Here is a 22,930-nt window from a genome sequence, read left to right as displayed (position 1 = left end):
GACAGCGTGGTCTACATGCGTGTAGGCGTGCTCTACTCGCGGATTCGGCAGGACGAGAAGCTCCTGCTCGAGGCGCTCCGCGAGCGCGGACACGACGTCGAGAAGATCGACGTTCGCGACCAACGGTTCGACCTGACAGAGACGACCGCTCCTGTCGAGGAACTCGACATCGTTGTCGACCGCTGTCTCTCGACGAGCCGGTCGCTGTACGCGACGCGGTTCCTCGAGAGGTACGGCGTGCCGGTCGTGAACGCTCCAGGAACCGCGGACATCTGTGCCGACAAAGCGAAGAACTCGCTCGCGCTTGCGGCCGCGGACGTGCCGACCCCGGAGACGGAGGTCGCGTTTACAACCGATGCGGCGATGGAGGCAATCGAGTCGTTCGGCTACCCGTGCGTGCTCAAGCCCGTCGTCGGCTCGTGGGGGCGGTTGATGGCGAAGATCGACTCGAAAAGCGCCGCGGAGGCGATCCTCGAGCACAAGGCCACGCTCGGTCACTACGAACACAAGGTGTTCTACGTCCAGGAGTTCGTCGACAAGCCTGGCCGCGACATTCGCGTGCTCGCCGCTGACGGCGAGCCGATCGCGGCGATGACGCGCACGGCGGACCACTGGCTCACAAACGCGGCGAAAGGCGGTGAAACGACCGCGTTCGACCTCGATGAGACCGCGACTGCACTCGTCGAGCGCGCTTCTGAGGCGGTCGGCGGCGGCCTCCTCGGGATTGACCTGATGGAGGTCGGCGGGACCGACTCCGGGGCGTACACCGTCCACGAAGTCAACCACACCGTCGAGTTCAAAGCGCTCACCCAGGCGACCGACGTCGACGTCCCCGCGCGGATCGTCGACTGGCTTGAGGCCACCGTGGCAGCGTTCGACGATTCCGATCAGACGGATATCGACATCGACGAGGTCACCGCATGAGTGACGTCACTCCGACCGAGGCTGACACTGACGTCGACGCTGACGTCGACGCGGACGAACCGTACACCGCGAGTGTCGTCGGCGGCACCGGGTTCACCGGCGGCGAGCTGTTGCGGCTGCTCGCCGGTCACCCGAACTTCGAGGTCGTCCAGGCGACCTCGCGGTCGGCCGACAACATGACCGTCGGTCGCTCACACCCGAACCTCCGCGACCTCGACCTCCGGTTTTCTTCGCCCGACACGCTCGAGTCGGTCGACGTGCTCTTTGCGGCGACGCCTCACGGCGTTTCGATGGGACAGATAGACGCGTTCGACTCGGCGGCCGACACCGTCGTCGACCTCTCGGCCGACTTCCGGCTGCCGACGGCCGAGGCGTACGACGAGTGGTACGACGGCCACGAGGCGCCCGCACATCTCGAACGCGCGGCCTACGCGCTTCCCGAACTCAACCGCGAGAACCTTCCCGGCGCCGAGTTGATCGCCAGCGGCGGCTGTAACGCCACCGCGACGATCCTCGGACTGAAGCCGCTCGTCGACGCGGGCGTGCTTGGTCCGGACGGCGACGTCGTTGTCGACGTGAAAGTCGGCTCCTCCGAGGGAGGTGCTGGCGGTGGGCCGGCATCCTCACACCCCGAGCGCTCGGGCGTGGTTCGTCCCTACGCGCCGACCGGGCACCGCCACGAGGCGGAGATCGAAGCGTATCTCGGGCTCGACGTCTCCTTTACCGTTCACGCGGTCGAGATGGTCCGTGGCGCTTCGGCGACGTGTCACGTCTTCCCCGAGTCGCCCGTCTCGACGGGCGACCTGTGGCGCGCCTACCGCGAGGCGTACGCCGACGAGCCGTTCGTCCGCATCGTCTCCGGTGGGGGCGGCGTCTACCGCTACCCCGAGCCGAAGGCGGTCGCCGGCACGAACTACGCCGACGTCGGCTTCGAGCTTGACCCCTCGAACGAGCGGATCGTCGTGTTCTCTGCGATAGACAACATGATGAAAGGATCGGCCGGCCAGGCGGTCCACGCGGCAAACATCGCGCTCGGGCTCCCAGAGACTGCCGGACTCGAGTTCACGGGGTTACACCCGGTGGGATCGCCATGAGCGGACCGACCACTTCCCCCGTCGTCGTCAAAGTAGGCGGCGCAGAGGCGGTCGACCCGGTAGGGGCGGTTGCGGACGTCGCGAGCCTCATCGAGGCGGGGCGGGACGTCGTGGTCGTTCACGGCGGCTCGGCGGTCGTCGACGAGACGATCGAACGACTCGGCATGGAGCCCGAGTACGTCGAGTCTGCCTCCGGCGTCACCGGTCGGTTCACCGATGCCGAGACGATGGAGGCGTTCACGATGGCGATGGCCGGTCGGCTCAACACGCAGCTGACCGCGCAGTGTCGTGCGGCCGGAATCGACGCGGTCGGCCTCTCTGGCGTCGACGGCGGGCTGCTCGCCGGTCCCCGCAAGTCTGCGGTGCGTGTCGTTGAGGACGGTAAACGGAAGATCCGCCGTGGCGAACACTCCGGGCGGATCGAGTCGGTCAACGCCGACCTGCTTGCCGGGCTGCTCGCCGACGGCTACACACCGGTGCTCTCGCCGCCGATGGCCGGCCACGAGTCCGACGGAACCGTGACACCGGTAAACACGGACGCAGACCGCGCGGCCGCCGCTGTCGCGGGCGGTCTCGACGCGACGCTCGTCCTGTTGACGGACGTCGCCGGCGTCTATGCCGACCCGGACGACCCAGACACCCTAATCGCGTCGGCAACGACACCGGCGGAACTCGAGGCGGTCGAAGCCGCTGCCGAGGGGTTCATGGGCAAGAAAGTGTTGGCAGCGACGGAAGCGCTCGCTGACGGGGCCGACCGCGTCGTCGTCGCCGACGCGAACGCGACCGATCCGATACGGTCGGCACTCGACGGCGCCGGCACGACCATCACCGACTCGGCGCTTGTGGCGGCAGCCGAGCCGGCTGAGACTACCTCTACGGAGTCGGAGGTGAACGACGCATGAGCGGCTTCGTCTTCTCTGAGAAGCCGATCGAGATCACGAGCGGTGACGACGTGTACGTCACCGACGCGAACGGCACCGAGTACCTCGACTTTGGCGCAAGCTACGCGTGTGTGCCGGTTGGCCACTGTCACCCGGCTGTCGTCGACGCGGCGACAACACAGCTTGAGGAACTCATGTACGTGCAGGCGTCGTACCCGAACGCGGCGCGGACCGCGCTGTACGAGCGGCTCGCCGATACCGGGCCGGTCGACGTCAACAACGTCTGGCTGTGTAACTCCGGTACCGAGGCCAATGAGGCCGCACTAAAGTTTGCCCGCGCGGCAACAGGCCGTGAGAAGATCGTCGCGACCACGCAGGGCTTCCACGGTCGGACGATGGGGGCGCTCGCGACCACGTGGAAAGACAAGTACAAGAAGCCGTACGAGCCGCTCGCAGGCGGCGTGGAGTTCGTGCCGTACGGCGATACCGAGGCGATGCAGGAGGCGGTCGATGAGGAAACCGCCGCGGTGATATTAGAGCCGCTCCAGGGTGAAGGCGGGATCAACCCAGTCCCGACCAAGTACCTCCAGGCGGTCCGGGTCGCTACGGCCACGAGCGGCGCCGCGATGATCTTAGACGAGGTGCAGACGGGGCTCGGCCGCACCGGGTCGATGTGGGCGGCCGACCGCCACGACGTGGTGCCGGACGTGCTTACGACCGCGAAAGGGCTCGGTAGCGGACTCCCGATCGGGGCGGCGCTCTGTCGCGACTGGATTGCCGAGGCACATGGCGACCACGGCTCGACGTTCTCTGGCGGGCCGGTCGTCTCTGCTGCGGCCGGTGCGACCATCGACGTTATCGAGCGGGAGGGGCTCGCCGAACACGCCGCCGAGGTCGGTGCGTACCTCCGTTCTGAGGCCGAGCGCCGGCTCGGTGACGGCGTCCGTGACGTGCGCGGTGATGGCCTCATGGTCGGTATCGAGGTAAAACGTGGCTCGAACCGGCTGCTCCGTGAGTTGGCGTTGAACCACCAGATACTCGCACTTCCCGCGGGCAGAACCGTGCTGCGGCTGCTCCCGCCGCTCACCGTCACCCGCGACCATGTCGACGAGCTGCTCGATGCTGTCTCGGAGGCGGTGTCGTGAGCCGGACGACCGAGGAGCGTCGGGCGGCCGATGCCGACGAGCGTGATGCCGAGCAGACAGCCGACGCCGCTGCGGCCGGCTCCGACGTCGTCGCCGGCGGCGGCTACCCGCGCGCCTGTGACACCCCGGCGCGCAAGCTGCTGTACGACATGGTCTCTATCCCCTCGCCCTCGCGCGAGGAGGCGACGGCCGCCGAGCGGCTCGTCGACTTCTTCAAGGCCAACGACCGGGAGGCGTGGATCGACGAGGTGGGCAACGTGCGCGCCCCGGCGAATGACGCGGTGTTGCTCACCTCCCACGTCGATACGGTCCCGGGTGACATCCCGGTCGAGGTGCGCCCGGCACCGCCCGCCGGCGAACTGCCCGAGTCCTCGACGGTTCCGATCGGCGAGCCGGGCGAACCGGTGTTGTGGGGCCGTGGGTCGGTGGACGCCACCGGGCCGCTCGTCGCAATGGCGGTTGCGGCGGTCAAAACCGGCGTCTCCTTCGTGGGTGTCGTACGCGAGGAGGTCGACTCCGGCGGGGCTCGACACCTTGTTGCCGAGCGCGACGCCCCCGAGGCGGTCATCAACGGCGAGCCGTCCGGCTGGGACGGGATCACCTTGGGATACCGAGGCCTCCTCGAGGGAACGTACGTGAACACCAGCGAGTCGGGCCACTCTTCGCGGCCGGAGCCGAACGCCATCCAGCACGCGATCGACTGGTGGCACGGCGTCGAAGCGGCGTTTACGCCTGCAGACGACGACACCGCCGTGTTCGAGCAGGTTACGACGAAACCCATCTCTCTCGACGGCGGACTCAGCGACGACGGTCTCGCCGTGGAGACGACAATGGACGTCCAGCTGCGGATCCCGCCGTCGCGGCCAGTCGACGAGATCCACGAGCTCGCCGAGGGTGAGCTCTCGACCGGCACGGTCAACTGGGGGGAGCCGATGCCGCCTGTGATGGAGAGCCCCCGGACCGACATCGCTCGGGCGTTCCGCGTCGCGATCCGTGCGGCCGGTGGCGACGTCAGACTGCTGCGCAAAACCGGCACGAGCGACATGAACCTCTTTGCGGCCGCCTGGGACTGCCCGATGGTGACGTACGGCCCGGGTAACTCCGAACTGGACCACGCTCCCGACGAACGACTGCCGTTGTCGGCGCTCGACCACGCCGTGACCGTCCTCACCGACGTCTGTCGCGAGCAGCTGTAGCGCCCTCACCTTTCCGACACCATGCCACTCCACACCACCGACTTCCTCGACATCGACGACGTGACGCCCGCGGAGCTCGACGCGCTGATAGACCGTGCTGCTGCGCTCAAAGCTGGCGGGGTCGACCCGCAGCTTCGCGACCGAACGCTCGGGATGATATTCGAGAAGCCGTCGACGCGAACCCGCGTCTCCTTCGAGACGGGAATGTCGCGGCTCGGCGGTCACGCGATGTTCCTCGGCCCGGACGACATCCAGCTCGGCCATGGCGAGCCGCTTCGCGATACCGCGCGCGTGCTCGGTCGGTACGTCGACGCCGTGATGGCCCGGCTCTTCGATCACGCCGACGCCGAGGTACTCGCCGAGTACGCCGACTGTCCGGTAATAAACGGCCTCACGGATGAGGCACACCCGTGTCAGACCCTCGCGGACCTCCTCACGATCCGGGAGTCGGTCGGCTCGGACGCGACCGTCGCGTGGGTCGGTGACGGCAACAACGTTGGCCAGTCGTTCGTGGTCGGCGCGGCGATGGCCGGGATCGACGTGGCTGTCGCGACGCCCGCCGACTACGGGATGGACCCCGCAGTGTTCGACCGGGCGGCCGCCTTCGGCGCGGATATCGAGCCGACGACGGACCCAGAACACGTCGTCGCCGACGCCGACGTCGTCTACACCGACGTCTGGATCTCGATGGGTCAGGAGGCCGAGCGTGCGGAGAAGTTCTCGGCGTTCGACGGGTTCCAGGTGAATGCCGACCTGCTCGCTGGGACCGACGCGTCAGTAATGCACTGTCTGCCTGCCCACCGCGGCGAGGAGATCACAGACGACGTGTTGGAGTCGGACCGCGCGCTCGTCTGGGACCAGGCGGAAAACCGAATGCACGCCCAGAACGCGCTACTCGTCGAGCTGCTCGCAGACGAGTGAGACACATAAGAGGAGTGCGACACATGAGACGACTGCGACGGGTCGTCCGTCCGATCGGCGTGGCGTCGGTCAGCTGACCGCCCACCCGGCGCGCGATCACGCGAGCGACACCAGTCGCGAGCGTCTCGCGCGAGGGAGCACCGGGCCGCGCCGCCGCGGTTCCGGCGGTGCGGTCGGTGCGAGGCTGGGGAGGCGTGTGGCGTTCGCGTCCCGGCCGTCGCTACCGGAGCTTCCACCACAGTGACCGGAGCGTGTACCCGAGTGACCCGCGCTGGTACCCGCTCCATCCGCTCATCCCTCCAGCAAGCGTCCGGGCGTCGTATCCCGCCGATTCGAGCATCGCGGTCGCGCGCTTGGCGACGATACCCATCTTGCAGACGACGACCACTTCTCGGTCGTCAGGAACCTCATCGAGGCGCGCACGGAGCGACGACTCGTCGCCGCAGCCAAGATCGGTGTATACCGGGAGGTTGTGGCTCCCGTCGATCGCGTTCGAGTCGTAGGCCGACTCGGGGCGGATGTCCAACAGAAACGGGTCGTCGCCGGCGTCCAAGCGACCCGCAAGCTCGTCAGGGCGAATTCGACTCATCACCCGTGATTCGAGGTTCGCGTCCAAAGCCGTACCGCTCTGTGTCCCCAGACCATCTGCGTCGAGCATACGGCCGTCGGATACAATACCACGCTGGACGCGACACAACGCTAGACGCAACACTACGCCGAATTTGATACCACGCCGAATTCGACACCGCCCATTATGTGCCCAGCCGCCGACACCTTGCGCATGGACGCCATTTCTTTCGGCACAGACGGCTGGCGCGCGACGCTCGACACCTTCACCGACGATCGCGTGCGTATCGTCGGGCAGGCGGTCGCCGACCACCTCGATGCGGCTGGTCACGACGAGCCGGTCGCCGTGGGCTACGACGCCCGCGAGACGAGCGAGGGATTCGCCGAGAGTCTCGCAGCGGTGCTCGCGGGCAACGGCTTCGACGTCCTCCTGCCGGATCGAGACGTCCCCACCCCGCTCGTTGCCCACGCCATCGTCGCGGAGGGGCTCGCGGGCGCGTGCATGGTGACGGCCTCGCACAACCCCCCGGAGTACAACGGCGTGAAGTTCATTCCGAGTGACGGCGCCCCGGCGCTGCCGGCCGTGACCGAGGACATCGTCGATCGGCTGGCGACGCCCGACCTTCGACCCGAAGCCGAGCGCGGGACCGTCCAGCGACACGACTTCGTGCGGGGCCACGCCGCGGCCGCCCGGGAGCTCGTCGACGCCAATCTCGACGGGCTCACTGTAGCGTACGACGCGATGCACGGCAGCGGCCGTGGGGTGACCGACGCGCTGCTTGAGTCGGCGGGCGCGTCGGTGGTCCGGCTGCGCTGTGACCGCGACCCGACGTTCGGTGGGGAGCCGCCGGAGCCGAACGCCGAGCACCTCGATGAGCTCGCCGCGTTGGTGACCGACCTGGAGAACGATATCGACCTCGGGGTGGCCAACGACGGCGACTCCGACCGGATCGCCGTGGTGACGCCCGAGCGCGGCGTGCTCGACGCCAATCTCTTTTATTCCGCCTGTTATGACCGGCTGCTCGAGTCGGATACTGGTCCTGCAGTTCGGACCGTGTCGACGACGTTCCTCATCGATCGGATAGCCGAAGCACACGGTGAGACGGTGTTCGAAACGCCGGTCGGGTTCAAGTGGGTCGCTGAGGCGATGCGTGAGCACGACGCGCTCTTCGGCGGCGAAGAGTCCGGTGGGTTCTCCGTTCGCGGACACGTCCGCGAGAAAGATGGGGTGTTGATGGCGCTGATCGCGGCGGACGCGGCGGGCGCGGAGCCGTTCGACGACCGGGTCGATCGCCTCCTAGACGAGCACGGAACGATCGCGGCCGGGAAGGTCTCGATCGACTGTCCTGATGACCGCAAAGCGGGCGTGCTCACCGCGCTCGACGACCACATCCCGGAAGCTGTCGGGGGGCAGTCGGTGGCCGAGGTCGTCACGCTTGACGGGTTCAAACTGCTGTTGGCCGACGGCTCGTGGCTGCTCGTGCGCCCGTCCGGGACGGAGCCGAAGCTTCGAGTGTACGCGGAAGCGGAGACGGACGACCGTGTCGACACGCTGCTCGCGGCCGGTCGCGCTCTCGTCGATCCGCTCGTGTGAGGCTACGGCTGTCGAGTCGGTGCGGGTCGGTCCGAGTTGTCGATCCGAACTGTCGGTCCGAGTTGTCGGGTCGATCCGGGTTCGGTGATTGTCGTTGAGTGCCTGCCGACCCCGCGCCGCGGTCCGAGCCCCGATTGGGTGGGTTTTTAGGGGATACCGCCGTAGCCGAGGGTATATGTTCAAGGCCATCGTGGGCGCGTCGACGCTGCAGGACGCGCTCGACTCGGTCAGCGTGCTGGTCGACGAGTGTAAGATCCGCCTGAACGAGGACGCCCTCTCGATCCGCGCCGTCGACCCCGCCAACGTCGGCATGGTCGATCTCACACTCGAGGCCGCCGCCTTCGAGTCGTACGACGCCGACGGCGGCGTCATCGGGGTAAACCTTGCCCGGCTCGAGGACATCGCCGGGATGGCCGGCTCCGGTGATCTGATCCACCTCGAACTCGACGAGGAGACCCGCAAGCTCCACATCGAGATCGACGGCTTGTCCTACACACTCGCGCTCATCGACCCCGAGTCGATCCGCCAGGAGCCAGACATCCCCGAGCTCGACCTCTCGGCCGAGATCGTCGTTGAGGGCGCACAGCTCGACCGCGGTGTCACGGCCGCCGATATGGTGTCGGACCACATCCGTCTGCGCGTCGCCGAGGCCGACGAGGCGTTCCTCATCGAAGCCGAGGGCGATACAGACGACGTCGACCTCAAGCTCACCCGTGAAGACCTCATCGCGCTCACCGCCGGTCCAGCCGACTCGTTGTTCAGTCTCGACTACCTCAAGGATATGAACAAGGCGATCCCCGGCGACGCCGAGGTCACCGTCGAGCTTGGCGAGGAGTTCCCAGTGAAGCTGCACTACGGCTTCGGTGAGGGGTTAGGTCAGGTGACGTTCATGTTGGCGCCTCGGATCCAGAGCGACTGACGGTTGTCGTCGGTAGCCGGATCGTCACCCGCGTCCCCCGAGGCGTCCGATCCGCGTAGGTTACCGTCGCGCCGAGTGCACTCGCGCTCCACTCGATCACCCACAGTCCCAGCCCTGAGCCGTGCTCGAGGGCCGTCTCGCGTCCCGACTCGATCGCCGCCACCTCGTGGTCTGGGATGCCCGGTCCGTCGTCTTCGACGACGATCTCGAGTCTAGTTCCGTCTCCGTCTCCGTCTCCGTCGTCACCCCCGTCCGTCGCCGCGGTCCGGAGCGTAACCCGCGCCCACGCCCCGCCGCCGTCGCGCTCTGTCCCCTCGCCGTCGTGGTGTTCGAGCGCGTTCTCGACTGCGTTCTCGAGCATCGCCCGAACCGCGTCCCGTCTGGCCCGTATCGTCGTCGTCGAGTCGTCGACGACGCACTCGATGGACGCATTTGGTTCGCGCTCGCGGGCGGCTGTGACGACGGCGCCGGCCTCCTCGCGCACGTCGACCGTGACGGGGGTGCCCGCGGCGAGTACCGAGTCGACGGTGCTCGCCTTCTCACCGAGCCCGGCGAGTGCGTCGGCCCGGCGTTCGATCGCGTCTGCCATCCTCACGAGTTCGGGGTCGTCGAGCCGGTCTGCCAACAACTCCCCGTACCCCGTGAGCACGCCGGCGTCGTTCCGGAGGTTGTGTCGGAGCACTCGGGTGAGCACCTCGAGTCGCTGTCGTCGCCGCTCGCGTTCGGTGACCTCAGAGAGGACGACGGTGTAGCCGACGTGGGCCGCACTCGGATCCGTCAGCCGTGAGACGGACAGCTGGTAGCTCCGGGTCACGCCGTCGACGTCGAGCGCGATGGTCGCTCCGTCCGTCTCGAGATCGATCGGTGCGTCGATGATCTCGTCGATCGGACGCTCGCGGGCGGCTTCGGTCTTACATTTGAACACCCGTTCGGCGGCGGGATTGAGACGGACGACGCGGCGGTCGAGCGCGAGCACCGCAATCGGGTCGTCGAGGTCGTCGATCGCTGTGCGCTCTGCAGCACGGCTGGTCGTCGGGTGCCGCTCGAACATCGCCGCGCGACGAAACGCGTACGCGTCGAGGAGGGCGTGTGGGACGAATAACACCGGTGCCAGCTGAAGCTGGGGGACCGGTCCGACACCGAGCGTCCAGCCGATGAGCGCGAGTCCGGGCGGCAGCGAGCTCAGCGCGACCGCAGCGCTCTCGCGTTTGTACAACGGACCGTAACTGAGCAGCGTGTCGACGAGGAGGAAGACCCCGCTGGCGACGAGCACCGTTTCAACCGCGACGACGAGGACGGCCCACGGGCCGAGCGTGTACGACACGGTCGAGACGCCGAAGACGGGGTCGATCCGCAGCCCAGTCCAGACGAGACCGTGAGTCGCGTTTGTCGCGACGAGGAGCGTCGAGAGCGCGCCGAAGCCGAGGACGCCGGTGAACAGCCGACTTTGTATTACGTCGCTCCGACCGGTGTAGCCCAGCGCGAAGCCGAGAAACGCGATACCGGTCCAGACGATGCCGATCCACGTCGTAGCCTCGAGTGCGGCCCGGGCGAGCCGCTGGTCGACGAGCAGCCCCGCGCCGTACGAGAGACACCACGTCGCCTGTGCGGCGAACACTCCCAGGAACCAGTCGACGCCGGGGCGGCCTCGGTGTCTGCGGAGACCGAGTGCGAGCCCGATCGCCCCGATGCCGCCGGCAAACGAGCCGATCGTCGGCCACGCGAGGAGTGAGCCGGCAGTCACACAAAATGGTACGAACTGTGTGCGCCTAAATGCTCTTTTTTTAGTCGTCAGCCACCGAGACGCCCTCGTCTCGGCTGACGAACCCGTCGTCGGTCGCTCGTGCCGCGACCGTTGGCTGGAAGACCCAGGCCGTCAACAACAAGATTGGTATCATAGACAGGGCAACGACCGAGTAGCCAATGTGCAGGTTCGGCAAAAACGGTGCCGCGTACACGAGCGGGTAGACGACCCCGCCGACGGTGCCCACCCCGCCAACGACGCCGGCGACCGCGCCGGAGCTGTTCGGGAACATTGCTGGCACCTGTGCGAAGATTGCGCCCTCGGCGAACGCACATCCCATCCCGACGAGAAAGCCGACGCCAACGGCGAGTAACACCTGCCCGCTCAAGCCGGCGACCGTCATGCCGAGCATCGTCACGAAGACCATACACAGCGAGAGGAACGTCCACTGTTCGCGGTAGCGTCCTTCGAACACCGGAAGAATGTTCGTCTCGTTCCGTGCCACTACGTCACTTATGTACCCGCCGAACGGGCGCAACAGTCCGGCCGCAATAGAGAATGTCGCGGCGAATGTGGACGCCAGCACGAGGTCGTCGGTGTTGAACCCCTCGCGGTAGTACGTCGCAAGCCACCCGTTCATCGATAGTTCGAGACCGAACGTCATCACGTATGCGAACGCCAATACGACTGTTCCGTACCGCGTTGCGGTGAAGAGCCACTCACTGAGGGTCGCCTTCTGTTTTGTCGCGACGCGTTTTTGTTCATTCTTTGCGGCCTCACCGAAGACGTAGTATACTCCTGCAAGCAGAATCGACACGACACCGGTGTAAAAGAACGCGGCGCGCCAGTTGGTCGAGAACAGGGGGCCGTTCCACCCGGTGGGAAACACGCGCGGGAGAATGAGCGCCCCGCCAGCCGCACCCGCGTTTCCAATCCCTGCGTAGATTCCTTCTGCGGTTCCCAACCCGTCGGCTTCGAACCACTCTGAGACGTGCTGGATTCCGATTACGAACGTGATGCCGGCAGTCGCCACGATCAGTCGTGTCGCGAAGAACACCGTGTACGACTCGGCGAACGCACTCCATATTGAGAACACGCCGACGTATGCGAGCACGATCGCGAAGATGACCGGCGCCCCGAACCGGTCCGAGAGCCACCCAGTAAGGATGCGGCCGAACGGGGCGAGCCAGATCGCCGCGCTAGCCAACACGCCGATCTCGGCGAGTGACAGCCCGAACTCCTCGGCCATCGGCCCGGTGAACGGAGCGAACGAGAACCAGATAAGAAACGAGAAATTGAATCCAACCGTCGCAAGCAGTAGCGTTCGGTACTTCGTCATCGGTAATGGACTGTTCATGTCGTACCCCTCCGTGTCACACGACGGCGCCGCCAGGGTCGTCACGGCAACATCGTGTGTGATACCTACTCGTTCGGCACTGACATATTAATCTCTGTCCACCCACGCCGGAGACCGCGTGTGGGTCTCTGATGGTCGGGCCATCCCGATCGTCGGCGCCTGGTCCGGTGGTCTCTGGTGTATCCCCGACAAGACCACTGGGTGACGTATCGCAACCGTTTCGAGCGACGGCACCGAACAACAAAGTAACTACTTCGGGTGTGTGATGAACGACTCTGTCCCAACCACGTGCATGCGGTGTGCGGTCGGCTGTGGCCACCGCACCGACCCTACCGACTCCGGGTACGGCATCGACGCTGTTCGCGGTGACAATGCACACCCGGCGAGCCGTGGACTCGCGTGTGCGCGCGGCATTGACGAGACGCAGGATCCGGGCGGAGACAGGCTGAGGCGGCCGCACGTTCGACGAGATGGGGTCCTCCAACCGACCACCTGGGACGTTGCTCTCAGTGAAGTACTCTCTGCGTTTTCTTCGGCGCGCTCGCGTTCGCCGGATGGAATTGCCGTCTTAGGCAGTGGCCAGCAGACGACCGAGGCGGCGTACGCGCTCGGCAAGGTGGCTCGTGGTGGGCTCGGTACCCGATACTACGACGCCAACACGACCCTGTGTATGGCGAGTGCGGTCACCGCGTATTACGACGCGTTCGGCAGTGACGCGCCGCCGCCGACGTACGACGACATCGACGACGCGCGAACACACCTCGTCTGGGGGGCGAACCCGGCGGTCGCACACCCCGTGATGTTCCGCTGGATCGATGCGAGCGCCGACGCCGACGACAGCTGTCTCATCGTCGTTGACCCGGTGGCGACCCAGACTGCCGACGAGAGCGACGAACACGTCACCCTTGCACCCGGCACCGATCTCGCGCTCGCTCGGGCCGTGCTCGCCTGCGTCGTTGAGCGCGACGACACCGACGAGGCGTTCATCGACCGGTCGACGACTGGGTTCGCTTCGCTGAGAGCGACACTCCCTGACGTCGCCGACGCGGCCGCAACCGCGGGCGTCTCCGTGTCGGCGGTCGACCGGCTCGCTGCCGCGCTCACCGACGAGACGCTCGTCTACTGGGGCATGGGTGTCAATCAGAGCGCGCAGGGAACCGCGACCGCGGGGGCGCTCATCGACTTGTGTCTGGCGACGGGAAACATGGGGCCGGGGAGTGGTCCGTTCTCGCTGACCGGCCAGGCCAACTCCATGGGCACCCGCGTCTGCTCGTCGAAGGGCACGTGGCCGGGGATGCAGCCGTTCAGCGACCCGGCAACACGCCAGATGATCGCAGACGCGTGGGATACCCCCGTCGAGCGGCTCCCGGACGACCCCGGTCCTGGTCCGGTCGAAACCGTCGCGGCGATCGCCGACGGTCCGGTGGAGACGGTGTGGGCCGTCGCGACGAATCCTGCAGCCGGGCTTCCCGACGCCTCAGTCGCTACGGACCGCTTGGCGGACGCGTTTCTCGTCGTTCAAGACGCGTTTCACACGGAGACGACAGAGCTCGCAGACGTCGTGCTCCCGGCTGCAACGTGGGGGGAGACAGACGGCACGGCGATCAACATGGAACGACGCGTCTCGCGGGTGCGCCCCGTATCTTCGCTCACACCGGGCATTCGGACGGACCTCGACATCATCACCACGATCGGCGAGTCGATCGCCCCCGGGCTGTTTCCGGCGACCACGCCGTCGGCCGTCTTCGACGAGCTCGCCGCGCTCACCGCGGGGACGCCGGCCGACCTCTCGGGGATCAGCCACGACCGGCTCGACCGCGAGCTGGCCGTGCGATGGCCGGCGCCGTCGGCCGTCTCCGAGGGCGGGTACCAGTACTACGCAGCCGGCGAGTGGGCCTTCGAGACGCCCTCGGGTCGCGCTCGCTTCTCGACGGCGACACACACTGGCGTTCCCGAGCCCGTTGACGACGCGTACCCGCTCACGCTCACGACGGCTCGCGAGCCGGACGCGTACAACACCGGTGTCCGCTCGCGCGACGCAGAGACGACGGCGCACCCGGTCGCCAGAGTGCACCCGGACACCGCAGCGTCCGTCGCCGCCGACACCCCGTCGTGTGAGCCGGCCGAGGGCGCGTCGGGGACGTTCGCACGGGTGTCCTCGCGTCGTGCGACGGTACCCGTCGAAGTCACCGTCGATCCGGCGGTCCCGACCGGGATGGTGTGGCTTCCGATCCACCACCCAGCGACGAACGCCCTCACGCTTCCGGTGACGGACCCCCGCTCGCACGAGCCGAACTTCAAACAGTGTGCGGTCGCGCTCGACCCGATCGCCGGCGACCACGCCGAACGCGCTCCGCGCTCCTCGGCTGCGGACGACTAATCCCGATGTCGCGTCGCATCCTCTCCGTTACAGCATACACGACGCTCGACCCGGTCACAGCGGACGTCGCGACGGCCGAGACGTCGCTCGTCACCGACGGCGTGGTGGACGTCTCCGTCGCCGACGCCCATCCGAACCGGGTGACGCTCGGCGTCGAGCTCGACCTCGTCGAGACCGAGGCGATACCCGCCCACGCCGACCGGGTTCGGCTGTCGCCTACCCAGGCCCGGTCGCTCGCCGCGGACCTCGAGCGGTACGCAGACGAGGCAGACGAGGGCTGACAGCTGGGGCGTCTCTCGCGACGATCGCACCGGCTCGTCGCTCGGGTAGGTGCGGGGGCGAACGCCGACGGCGGGAGTCGCGGGCCGCTCACCCGTGGCGTTCGATGACCCGCTTCGCGGCCGTCCCCTTCTCTTTCCACCCGTATCCGGCGTCGTACACGTGGCGTTTCGACTCGACGAGCTCCTCGGGCGTGGACTCTTCGAACCCGCCGCGGTCCCACGCGCCCGAGATTTGGAGCCACTCGACGACGTTGGCTTTCGTCTCCTCCCAGGAGAGCCCGACCATCTCGTACCACGCGACCATCGCGAAGACGGCGTTGTCGTGACATCCCGGGACCGAACCGCGCTCGTACACGGTTCGCATCGGTTCGCGGGTCGGCTCCGAGACGCGCTCTTTGAACTCCGCGGCGGTGAGCAGTCTGAGCTGCCCATTGTCTCGCACCACGCGCTGCTCGCGTTCGAGCGTACCGAGCGCGGCCTTGTGTAGGCCGTCCCACTCGGCGTCGACCGCAGGGCGTAGGGCTGACTCCGTGAGCCCGTCCGGTGTCGTGGTCAACACGGCGAGGAGATCCGTGTACGCCTTCTCGACGGTCGGCCAGCTCACGCCCTCGAACGCGCAGTCGGCATCGTGGAGGCTGTTCGTCGTCCGACAGCCCGGACACGGGTAACGGAACGTCGGCACGAAGTAGTCGTCAGCACCCACGGGAGTTAGTCGTTTCGCGACGGGTGTCGTCTCGTGCTGGGTGTCGCTTCGTGACGAGCGGTCCTGCGGATGTCGGTCCGTCGCTCTCGGCTTCCGAAACGTTTACTCACCGGCCGGCCGCGGTATAAGCTGAGATGACAAAGGTCAGCGTGATCGGCGCGGCAGGGACCGTCGGAGCCGCCGCCGGCTACAACCTCGCACTGCGTGACGTGGTCGACGAACTCGTCTTCGTCGACATTCCCGACCAGCGGGAGACGACGATCGGCCAAGCGGCCGATACGAACCATGGTGTCGCGTACGACGCGAACACGACCGTCAGCCAGGGCGAGTACGCGGACACTGCCGGCTCCGACGTCGTCGTGATCACGGCGGGTATCCCCCGTCAGGAGGGACAGACCCGCATCGACCTCGCCGGCGACAACGCCCCGATCATGGCCGACATCGGCGCGCAGCTGGCCGAGTACAACGACGACTTCGTCACCGTCACCACCTCCAACCCGGTCGACTTGCTCAACCGGCACCTCTACGAGGCGGGCGACCGCGACCGCCACCAGGTTGTCGGCTTCGGCGGTCGACTCGACTCCGCGCGATTCCGCTACGTCCTCGCCGAGCGGTTCGACGCGCCGGTGAAGAACGTTGAGGCCACGATCCTCGGCGAGCACGGCGACGCACAGGCGCCGGTGTTCTCGAAGGTACGGGTCGACGGCCGCGACCCGTCGTTCGACGACGAGAAGGAGGCGATTATCGCCGATCTTCAGGAGTCGGCGATGGATGTGATCAGCCGCAAGGGCGCGACCCAGTGGGGGCCTGCGACCGGTGTTGCTCACACCGTCGAGGCGATCCTCAAAGACACCGGCGAGGTGCTCCCGTGCTCTGTCGTCCTCGACGGCGAGTACGGCTACGAGGACACCGCGCTCGGCGTCCCGGCAAAGCTCGGCTCGGACGGCATTGAGGAGGTCGTCGAGTGGGAGCTCGACGACTACGAGACCGAGCTCCTCGATGCGGCTGCCGAGAAGCTCTCTGAACAGTACGACGAGATCGCCTGAGCACGCCGCGTTCACTTTCGCTTTCGGGCCGGAGTATAAGCCCCGCCGGCGCGAGCACTCCGATATGAGTCAGTCGACGTTCGACGACGACGACCTGTTCGGCGAGGCCGCAGAAGAGACCCGCGCAGAAGTACACGACCACCTCGCTGCGGCCCGCGAGGAGCTTCCGGACCCAGACGACGTGTGGACGACCGACGCCGACAACGTGCTCGGGGCGCTCAACGGCCTCAAATCGGCGCTCGACGTCGGCGACGCTGTCAAGCACGTTCGGTCGGCGAAGAAGGCGTACGTCCTCGGTGAGCGTGCTGACGCCTTCGACGACGCGGACGATCTCGAAGCCGAGATCGCGGCGATCGAGTCGCTCGTCGGTGATATCGAGACGGCTGCTGAGGAGGCGGCCTCGCTCACTGGGACGGTGCCCGCGATTCGTGGTGCGCTCCAGGATGCGGTCGACGACGAGTAGGTGCCATATGCGGTCGTGCTGGTCACAGGGCACCAATTACCGCCACATCTTCCCCAATACGTGTATGGCGGTGAGTGTGTGAGCAAGACGACTCCGCGATACCCGGGCGCGTATTAGCCACACCCTCCTCAGCTGATTCCATACGCGTGTGGTAGATGGGTAGACAACACGACTCCGCGACATCCGGACACCAGTTGGCCACACCCTCCCCAGCCGACTCGCTCGTCGCCTGCGGCGACTCGCTCATCCCTCGCACGCGCTCGCGAGCCCGCCTTCGGCGGTCTGCGAGGCGCGCGCCACAGCAGGGTGTTGGTGTGGATTGTGCGCTCGCTGGACCCCCCCACAACGACTTAACCGCTGGTCAACAGACGATGTCGTATGGGAGACACTTCACGTGAGACGACGTGCGTTTGGCTCGTCGAGCGGACCTACTCTGATGACGAACAGAACATCGTGATCCTCACCTACGCGACCCCAGACGGCGAGCAATACCTCCGCAAAGAGCGCGCACTCACCTCGTTTTCGGACGTCAGAGACACCACTGCAGCCGTTGAGGCCACCGCCGGAGAACTCGGTCGCGTCGCCGATCCGAGCCTTGAAGATCAGTACGCCACGGAAGCACGACGAATGCAGCAGGCACACGATCCCGAGGACGTTATCTGAGCCACTACCGATCGACGACAGCGACCGCCAGCGCACAGAGTGCGTCGCTTGCAAGCGTGAGCAGTTCCTCGCCGCGTGCGGCGTCACCGGCGGTCGGGTCCCCGACGACCCCGTTGTCGCTAAACGCGTCCACGTCGTGTGCGAGATTCACGCCTGCGACCCACTCGCCCCAGCGGTCGGCCCCCCCCTCGCAGGCCCCCTCGACAGCGTCCTCGCGGACGAGCTCTGGGTGTACCGCCCGCAAGAGCGCGGTCTCGAGTGGGCCGGCGTGACCCATCTCGCTCGTGTGCTCACCGACCGCCTCGAACCAGGTGAATGCGACGCCGTAGCCGTCGTGGGCCGGGTCGCGCGAGAACCGACGGGCGACCGTTGCGAGCGCCTCGACGTTGCCCCCGTGTCCGTTCACGAAGACGATCCGGTTGATGCCGCTTGCGCCGAGCGACGCGGCCGCCTCGCGGACGTACGCCCGAAACGCGTCCGGTGAGACCCACATCGTCCCGTCGAACGCCCGGTGCTCCTCGGAGACCCCGACCGGGACCGTCGGCGTCACGAGCGCCTCCCCGCGAGCGGTCGCCTCGTCCTCGCCTGCGGTGGCTTCGTCCGCGACACCCTCGTACCTCGCTGCGGCCGCCTCCGCAACCGCGGTCGCGGTCACGGCGTCGGTTGCGAGCGGGGCGTGCGGCCCGTGCTGTTCGGTGCTCCCGACCGGCAGGAACGCCACGTCGACGTCGGCGTCCCTGACCTCGGTCCAGGTCGACTCGGCGAGGTTCATAGCCACTCGTCGTCGCCGCGGTGTGGTATAGTCGGCGGTCGCTCTCGGCTCACAGTCGCATCGCCGCTCATTCGGCTTTGCTCAGTCGTCGTCGCTCTCGGCGTCTTCGAGCAGCTGTGCGGTCCGCTCTTGTGCACGTTCGATAAACGTCTGAGGTAGCTCTTCGATCTCACCCGCTTGGACGCCCCATAGGTGCGCGTAGAGTCCGTCGATCGCCAGCAGCTCCTCGTGCGTGCCGCGTTCGACGACCTCGCCGCCCTCCAAGACGAGGATCGTGTCGGCGTCTTTCACCGTCGAGAGCCGGTGGGCGATCGCGAACGTGGTCCGGTCCGTGGTGAGCCGGTCTATCGACCGCTGGATGAGCATCTCCGTCTCGGTGTCGACGTCGGAGGTTGCCTCGTCGAGGACGAGCACGTTGGGGTCTTTGAGCACCGCTCGCGCGATGGTGATTCGTTGACGCTGCCCGCCGGAGAGCTTCACGCCCCGCTCGCCGACCATCGTGTCGTAGCCGTCCGGCAGATTCTGGATGAACGCGTGTGCCTCGGCTACCTCGGCCGCCTCGCGGATCTCCGCGTCGGTCGCCTCGAACGTCCCGTACGCGATATTCTCGCGAACGGTGCCGTAAAACAGGTACGACGACTGCCCCACGTACCCGATCGCGGCGCGCAACGACCGGAGCGAGACGTCGGCGACGTCTTGGCCGTCGATGCGGATCGCCCCCTCGTCGACGTCGTACATGCGAAGCAGCAGCTTGAGGACGGTCGACTTACCGGCGCCGGTCGGCCCGACGAGCGCGAGCGTCTCGCCGCCCTCGACGGTAAAGTCGACGTCGGTCAGGATCGGCTCTTCGTCGTAGCCGAACGAGACGTCGTCGTAGACGACGCGGCCGGACTCGACGACGAGGTCTGCGGCGTCTGGGTCCTGATCGAGTCTCCCTGGCTCGTCCATCAGCCCGAAGATCCGTGCCGAGGAGGCCCGCGCTCGCTGGTACATGTTGATGATCTGGCCGAACTGTGCCATCGGCCAGATGAACCGCTGGGTGTAGAGGATGAACACGACGAACATCCCGACCGAGAGGTCGCCGGTGAACGGGCCCGGGGCGGTTCCGCGGAATACCCACAGTCCGCCGACGACGAAAGTAAGGCCGAACCCGATTCCAGCGAGCACACGGAGCGCCGGGAAGAACGTGATCCGGGTGCGGATGGCGTCCCAGTTCGCGTCGAAGTACTCCATCGAGACGTCGTCGACGCGGTCGGACTCGTACGGCTCCGTGTTCGACGACTTGATGACCTGGATCCCGCCAAGGTTGTTCTCGAGTCGCGAGTTGAGCTGGCCGACGGACGACCGCACCGCGGCGTACTTCGGCTGAATGATCTTGATGAAGAGGTAGGTGAAGCCGGCGATGATGGGGACGGGAAACAACGCCACGAGTGCGAGTTGTGGGTTGATCCAGACCAGCAGTCCGCCGATGCCGACGACCATCACGGAGAGCCGGAACAACGAGTTCATCCCGTCGTTGAGGAACCGCTCCAGTCGGTTCACGTCGTTCGAGAGGATCGACATCATCTCGCCGGTCTGTTTGTCGGCGAAAAAGCCCATGTTCAGCCGTTGCATCTGGTCGTACGTGTCGGTTCGGACGTCGTGTTGGACGTGCTGGGCGAACACGTTGAAGCCCCAGTTGCGCACCCAGTGAAAGCCCGCACCGAGCACGAACGCCCCGCCGATGACGGCGACGGTGAACCAGAACTGCTCGGTGCGACCGACCGGAAGCCACGCGTCGGGAACGACGACGAGGGGGACCTGGTCGCCAAACCGGGCGTCCTCGTAGAAGATCGCGTCGATGGCGATGCCGAGCATCAACGGCGGGAGGAGATCGAGAAATCTGGCCGCGATGCTGGCGACGACCCCGACGCTCACCTGTGGGAGGTAGGGCCGACCGTACGCGAGAAACAGCCGCTTCATTGGATTCTCGACGGCTTCACGTTGCGCCTCGAACGGGTCGTCCTCGTCCGGGGGCGCGGAACCGCTCATACCAGTTGTACCAGTCTAGCGGGGAAATAGGTTGGCTTCGGCGGTCGATGTGGCGCTGCGGTGACAGCCCGAGCTGCCCGACGACGTGGGGTATTGGCCGGCCGTGTGCCGACTGGCCGTGTGTCGACTGGCCGTGTGCCGACTGGCCGTGTGTCGACTGGCCGTGTGCCGACTGGCCGTGTGTCGACTAGTCGATTCGTGTCACAGCTGTCCGCAGCCGCTCACACCGGTTGGCGTTCTACGTCGGGGTCGACGCCGGCCGCCGCGAGGTCGTCGCGGATCCGCCGCCGGAGGGGATCTGGAATCGCCTCGCGGGGAACCGGCGTGGCGGACTCGGACTCGTCTGGAACCGTCCAGTAGACGACGACCTCGGTACCCGCGTAGAACTCGATGGCGAATCGGTCCCCACCGCCATCGTAGTGGACGCGGGCGGCCACCCCCTCGCTGCGCCAGCCCTCCTGTTTCACCAGTCCGGCGATCGAATCGCGCATGGCTCCCGTCGGGACGGCGGACACATGTCGGCTTCGACCGAACGCGTCGAGACGCCATGCGAAGAGTAGATACGGGTGACGGTCCCGGCCGGGTCGGCACACACCGGTGGCTCGACCCACACGGCCGGCTCGAAAGGGGTAAACCGGCGCCGGCCACAGGGCGGATATGTCTCTTCGCGTCACGTTCCTCGGGACGGGCGGGGCCGTTCCGACCACCGAGCGCGCCCCGAGCGCCCTCTTCGTCAACCGCGAGGGCGACCACCTGCTGTTTGACTGCGGCGAGGGCACCCAGCGTGGGATGATGCGCTTCGGGACCGGCTTCGGCGTCGACCGGATCTTCGTCTCGCACCTCCACGGCGACCACATCCTCGGCATCCCGGGGCTCGTCCAGACGCTCGGGTTCACCGACCGCACCGAGCCGCTCACGATCTACTGTCCGCCGGGCACGAGCGGGGACCTCGACGCGCTGGTCCACGCGGCGGGCCACCAGCCGCGGTTTCCCGTGCGGATCGAGGAGGTCGCGCCGGGCGAGGTCGCCTACGAGGCCGACGCGTACACGGTGTCCGCCTTCGAGACGGCCCACCGCACGCGCTCGCAAGGGTACGCCCTCGCCGAGGACGACCGGAAGGGCCGGTTCGACCGCCCTCACGCCGAGGAGCTCGGCGTCCCAGTCGGCCCCGCGTTCGGTCGGCTCCACGCTGGTGAGACCGTCGAACTTGAGGACGGCACCGTGGTCGAACCCGAGCAGGTCGTCGGCCCGCCGCGGCCCGGCCGGACGCTCGTGTACACCGCAGACACCCGCCCGATAGACGAGACGGTCGCGGTCGCCGAGGGAGCCGATCTGTTGATCCACGACGCGACGTTCGCCGACGACATGGCCGGTCGCGCCCGCGAGACCGCCCACTCAACGGGTCGGGAGGCCGGGACGATCGCGCGCCGGGCCGACGTCGCTCGGCTGGCATTGGTTCACATCTCCTCGCGGTACGCCGGCGACGCGTCGGCGATCCGGCAGGACGCACAGGAGGCGTTCGACGGCGCGTGCCTCCTCCCGGACGACGGCACCGAGATACGGGTGTCGTTTCCGGACGCGACCTCGTGAGTGGGGAACCGTAGAGCGACCAATCACGCGACGGCCGTGGCGATTCTAGACCCAGTCATGTAGCTATCACCCCTGACACCGCCGATGACAACGGACCGCTCTCAGGTGGTTGGACTCGCCGCTCTTGTTTGTCTGTTTATACGATAATCATATGATGACGTGCGGTTCAATACCATCTGCTATGAACGTCATTTTGGGGGGAATCACCGTAGGCTACCACCGTTGCGTTGGTGGCCTGCGCGTGTGTAACGTGGATCCGGGGGAACGAGAGTAGATCGAACGGTCGGTTCACGGTATCACCCGTTCACTCCCCCTTCTGTCAGAGGATGGCAGCGAACAGCTGTTGCTTTGGGCTCAGCATTTTCGAGGTGGAGCCCCCGACCTCAAGGAGCGAACGGAGTGAGCGAGTAGGTCGGGGAGGAAACCGACATGGGACTACACAACCGCTACACTGCGACCGACCGACTCCCAAGCCTATAAGTACCGTTGAGTACTCTCTGAAGACATGGATGTGCGTCGAACCCCCGTCGTGAAGCTCGTTGTTTCCGACGAGCAACGCAACGCACTCCGCCGAACCGCCGAGCAATACCTGTACTGCGCGAACCGAACCGCCGACTACTGTTGGTCCGACACCTCCTACACTGAGTGTAAGACCAACA

The 22,930-nt window shown here is 66.8% G+C and carries 21 protein-coding genes and 1 pseudogene; 15 read left to right on the top strand and 7 right to left on the bottom strand.

What is annotated here, in order from left to right:
• Nucleotides 1-15: 15 nt before the first annotated feature.
• Genes lysX through argF form a run of 6 tightly spaced genes read left to right on the top strand, consistent with a single transcriptional unit; the run spans nt 16 to nt 6,161 of the window.
• A complete protein-coding gene (gene lysX, locus ACWUI7_RS12060; RefSeq protein ID WP_496642469.1) occupies nt 16-924 on the top strand; it encodes a lysine biosynthesis protein LysX in 909 nt (302 codons plus the stop codon).
• Nucleotides 921-2,018, top strand: coding sequence for an N-acetyl-gamma-glutamyl-phosphate reductase (argC, locus tag ACWUI7_RS12055; protein WP_496642468.1), 1,098 nt, complete (start codon nt 921-923; stop codon nt 2,016-2,018). Before lysX ends, argC begins: the two co-directional genes overlap by 4 nt.
• Entirely contained in the window at nt 2,015-2,920 is a 906-nt protein-coding gene (locus tag ACWUI7_RS12050; RefSeq protein ID WP_496642467.1) for an acetylglutamate/acetylaminoadipate kinase, read from the top strand. Before argC ends, ACWUI7_RS12050 begins: the two co-directional genes overlap by 4 nt.
• Entirely contained in the window at nt 2,917-4,044 is a 1,128-nt protein-coding gene (locus ACWUI7_RS12045) for an aspartate aminotransferase family protein (protein ID WP_496642466.1), read from the top strand. The genes ACWUI7_RS12050 and ACWUI7_RS12045 overlap by 4 nt, the downstream gene beginning before the upstream one ends.
• Complete coding sequence (locus ACWUI7_RS12040; protein ID WP_496642465.1) at nt 4,041-5,240, top strand: [LysW]-lysine hydrolase; 1,200 nt, start codon at nt 4,041-4,043, stop codon at nt 5,238-5,240. Before ACWUI7_RS12045 ends, ACWUI7_RS12040 begins: the two co-directional genes overlap by 4 nt.
• Before the next feature lie 21 nt (nt 5,241-5,261).
• Nucleotides 5,262-6,161: an ornithine carbamoyltransferase gene (gene argF, locus ACWUI7_RS12035; protein ID WP_496642464.1), complete on the top strand. Its 900-nt coding sequence runs from the start codon at nt 5,262-5,264 to the stop codon at nt 6,159-6,161.
• A 220-nt stretch (nt 6,162-6,381) separates the two neighbouring features.
• Here argF and ACWUI7_RS12030 read toward each other — a convergent pair whose 3' ends face one another.
• Entirely contained in the window at nt 6,382-6,750 is a 369-nt protein-coding gene (locus tag ACWUI7_RS12030; protein WP_496642463.1) for a rhodanese-like domain-containing protein, read from the bottom strand.
• A 192-nt stretch (nt 6,751-6,942) separates the two neighbouring features.
• Between ACWUI7_RS12030 and ACWUI7_RS12025 the strand changes: the two genes are divergently transcribed.
• Together ACWUI7_RS12025 and ACWUI7_RS12020 are read left to right on the top strand one after the other, a co-directional pair.
• Complete coding sequence (locus ACWUI7_RS12025; protein ID WP_496642462.1) at nt 6,943-8,322, top strand: phosphoglucomutase/phosphomannomutase family protein; 1,380 nt, start codon at nt 6,943-6,945, stop codon at nt 8,320-8,322.
• 175 nt (nt 8,323-8,497) lie between these two features.
• Complete coding sequence (locus tag ACWUI7_RS12020) at nt 8,498-9,241, top strand: DNA polymerase sliding clamp (RefSeq protein WP_496642461.1); 744 nt, start codon at nt 8,498-8,500, stop codon at nt 9,239-9,241.
• On the opposite strand, the gene ACWUI7_RS12015 is transcribed toward ACWUI7_RS12020, so the two are convergent.
• Together ACWUI7_RS12015 and ACWUI7_RS12010 are read right to left on the bottom strand one after the other, a co-directional pair.
• Nucleotides 9,210-10,985: a histidine kinase N-terminal 7TM domain-containing protein gene (locus ACWUI7_RS12015; protein ID WP_496642460.1), complete on the bottom strand. Its 1,776-nt coding sequence runs from the start codon at nt 10,983-10,985 to the stop codon at nt 9,210-9,212. The two genes, ACWUI7_RS12020 and ACWUI7_RS12015, sit on opposite strands and share 32 nt — an antisense overlap.
• Before the next feature lie 40 nt (nt 10,986-11,025).
• Entirely contained in the window at nt 11,026-12,324 is a 1,299-nt protein-coding gene (locus ACWUI7_RS12010; RefSeq protein ID WP_496642505.1) for an MFS transporter, read from the bottom strand.
• A gap of 283 nt (nt 12,325-12,607) precedes the next feature.
• Here ACWUI7_RS12010 and nasA point away from each other — a divergent pair, with 283 nt between their 5' ends.
• Together nasA and ACWUI7_RS12000 are read left to right on the top strand one after the other, a co-directional pair.
• Nucleotides 12,608-14,722 (top strand): assimilatory nitrate reductase NasA, encoded by a 2,115-nt coding sequence (nasA, locus tag ACWUI7_RS12005; protein WP_496642459.1) that lies wholly within the window; start codon nt 12,608-12,610, stop codon nt 14,720-14,722.
• Between the two features lie 5 nt (nt 14,723-14,727).
• Nucleotides 14,728-15,003: a DUF6360 family protein gene (locus tag ACWUI7_RS12000; protein WP_496642458.1), complete on the top strand. Its 276-nt coding sequence runs from the start codon at nt 14,728-14,730 to the stop codon at nt 15,001-15,003.
• An 88-nt stretch (nt 15,004-15,091) separates the two neighbouring features.
• On the opposite strand, the gene ACWUI7_RS11995 is transcribed toward ACWUI7_RS12000, so the two are convergent.
• Entirely contained in the window at nt 15,092-15,685 is a 594-nt protein-coding gene (locus ACWUI7_RS11995) for a DUF7474 family protein (RefSeq protein WP_496642504.1), read from the bottom strand.
• A 155-nt stretch (nt 15,686-15,840) separates the two neighbouring features.
• Here ACWUI7_RS11995 and mdh point away from each other — a divergent pair, with 155 nt between their 5' ends.
• The 3 genes from mdh to ACWUI7_RS11980 all read left to right on the top strand — a co-directional run bounded on the left by mdh (nt 15,841) and on the right by ACWUI7_RS11980 (nt 17,878).
• Nucleotides 15,841-16,752 (top strand): malate dehydrogenase, encoded by a 912-nt coding sequence (gene mdh / locus ACWUI7_RS11990; RefSeq protein WP_496642457.1) that lies wholly within the window; start codon nt 15,841-15,843, stop codon nt 16,750-16,752.
• Between the two features lie 64 nt (nt 16,753-16,816).
• A complete protein-coding gene (locus ACWUI7_RS11985; RefSeq protein ID WP_496642456.1) occupies nt 16,817-17,215 on the top strand; it encodes a DUF5790 family protein in 399 nt (132 codons plus the stop codon).
• A gap of 378 nt (nt 17,216-17,593) precedes the next feature.
• Nucleotides 17,594-17,878 (top strand): DUF7967 family protein, encoded by a 285-nt coding sequence (locus ACWUI7_RS11980; RefSeq protein ID WP_496642455.1) that lies wholly within the window; start codon nt 17,594-17,596, stop codon nt 17,876-17,878.
• A gap of 4 nt (nt 17,879-17,882) precedes the next feature.
• Here the strand turns inward: ACWUI7_RS11980 and ACWUI7_RS11975 are convergent, their stop codons facing one another.
• The 3 genes from ACWUI7_RS11975 to ACWUI7_RS11965 all read right to left on the bottom strand — a co-directional run bounded on the left by ACWUI7_RS11975 (nt 17,883) and on the right by ACWUI7_RS11965 (nt 21,172).
• On the bottom strand, nt 17,883-18,650 hold the full coding sequence (locus ACWUI7_RS11975) for a creatininase family protein (RefSeq protein ID WP_496642454.1): 768 nt from the start codon (nt 18,648-18,650) through the stop codon (nt 17,883-17,885).
• An 81-nt stretch (nt 18,651-18,731) separates the two neighbouring features.
• The gene (locus tag ACWUI7_RS11970; protein WP_496642453.1) at nt 18,732-20,681 is read right to left on the bottom strand and encodes an ABC transporter ATP-binding protein; all 1,950 of its coding nucleotides are present in this window, start codon (nt 20,679-20,681) and stop codon (nt 18,732-18,734) included.
• A gap of 221 nt (nt 20,682-20,902) precedes the next feature.
• Nucleotides 20,903-21,172: a DUF7538 family protein gene (locus ACWUI7_RS11965; RefSeq protein ID WP_496642452.1), complete on the bottom strand. Its 270-nt coding sequence runs from the start codon at nt 21,170-21,172 to the stop codon at nt 20,903-20,905.
• 166 nt (nt 21,173-21,338) lie between these two features.
• On the opposite strand from ACWUI7_RS11965, the gene rnz reads away from it, so the two are divergent.
• Together rnz and ACWUI7_RS11955 are read left to right on the top strand one after the other, a co-directional pair.
• Nucleotides 21,339-22,271, top strand: coding sequence for a ribonuclease Z (rnz, locus tag ACWUI7_RS11960; RefSeq protein WP_496642451.1), 933 nt, complete (start codon nt 21,339-21,341; stop codon nt 22,269-22,271).
• Between the two features lie 505 nt (nt 22,272-22,776).
• Nucleotides 22,777-22,930, top strand: a pseudogene (locus ACWUI7_RS11955) (RNA-guided endonuclease TnpB family protein); the annotation flags it as partial.

The organism is Halorubrum orientale, assembly GCF_059623105.1.
Note: the sequence above shows the minus strand (reverse complement) of the source record. Positions and strands in the feature narration are given on the sequence as shown.

What these genes read in the sequence shown, in the direction of transcription:
- lysX (WP_496642469.1), top strand. Translation starts at nt 16, where the DNA reads ATGCGTGTAGGCGTGCTCTACTCGCGGATTCGGCAGGACGAGAAGCTC.
- argC (WP_496642468.1), top strand. Translation starts at nt 921, where the DNA reads ATGAGTGACGTCACTCCGACCGAGGCTGACACTGACGTCGACGCTGAC.
- ACWUI7_RS12050 (WP_496642467.1), top strand. Translation starts at nt 2,015, where the DNA reads ATGAGCGGACCGACCACTTCCCCCGTCGTCGTCAAAGTAGGCGGCGCA.
- ACWUI7_RS12045 (WP_496642466.1), top strand. Translation starts at nt 2,917, where the DNA reads ATGAGCGGCTTCGTCTTCTCTGAGAAGCCGATCGAGATCACGAGCGGT.
- argF (WP_496642464.1), top strand. Translation starts at nt 5,262, where the DNA reads ATGCCACTCCACACCACCGACTTCCTCGACATCGACGACGTGACGCCC.
- ACWUI7_RS12030 (WP_496642463.1), bottom strand. Translation starts at nt 6,750, where the DNA reads ATGAGTCGAATTCGCCCTGACGAGCTTGCGGGTCGCTTGGACGCCGGC.
- ACWUI7_RS12025 (WP_496642462.1), top strand. Translation starts at nt 6,943, where the DNA reads ATGGACGCCATTTCTTTCGGCACAGACGGCTGGCGCGCGACGCTCGAC.
- ACWUI7_RS12020 (WP_496642461.1), top strand. Translation starts at nt 8,498, where the DNA reads ATGTTCAAGGCCATCGTGGGCGCGTCGACGCTGCAGGACGCGCTCGAC.
- ACWUI7_RS12010 (WP_496642505.1), bottom strand. Translation starts at nt 12,324, where the DNA reads ATGACGAAGTACCGAACGCTACTGCTTGCGACGGTTGGATTCAATTTC.
- nasA (WP_496642459.1), top strand. Translation starts at nt 12,608, where the DNA reads ATGAACGACTCTGTCCCAACCACGTGCATGCGGTGTGCGGTCGGCTGT.
- ACWUI7_RS12000 (WP_496642458.1), top strand. Translation starts at nt 14,728, where the DNA reads ATGTCGCGTCGCATCCTCTCCGTTACAGCATACACGACGCTCGACCCG.
- mdh (WP_496642457.1), top strand. Translation starts at nt 15,841, where the DNA reads ATGACAAAGGTCAGCGTGATCGGCGCGGCAGGGACCGTCGGAGCCGCC.
- ACWUI7_RS11985 (WP_496642456.1), top strand. Translation starts at nt 16,817, where the DNA reads ATGAGTCAGTCGACGTTCGACGACGACGACCTGTTCGGCGAGGCCGCA.
- ACWUI7_RS11980 (WP_496642455.1), top strand. Translation starts at nt 17,594, where the DNA reads ATGGGAGACACTTCACGTGAGACGACGTGCGTTTGGCTCGTCGAGCGG.
- ACWUI7_RS11975 (WP_496642454.1), bottom strand. Translation starts at nt 18,650, where the DNA reads ATGAACCTCGCCGAGTCGACCTGGACCGAGGTCAGGGACGCCGACGTC.
- ACWUI7_RS11970 (WP_496642453.1), bottom strand. Translation starts at nt 20,681, where the DNA reads ATGAGCGGTTCCGCGCCCCCGGACGAGGACGACCCGTTCGAGGCGCAA.
- ACWUI7_RS11965 (WP_496642452.1), bottom strand. Translation starts at nt 21,172, where the DNA reads ATGCGCGATTCGATCGCCGGACTGGTGAAACAGGAGGGCTGGCGCAGC.
- rnz (WP_496642451.1), top strand. Translation starts at nt 21,339, where the DNA reads ATGTCTCTTCGCGTCACGTTCCTCGGGACGGGCGGGGCCGTTCCGACC.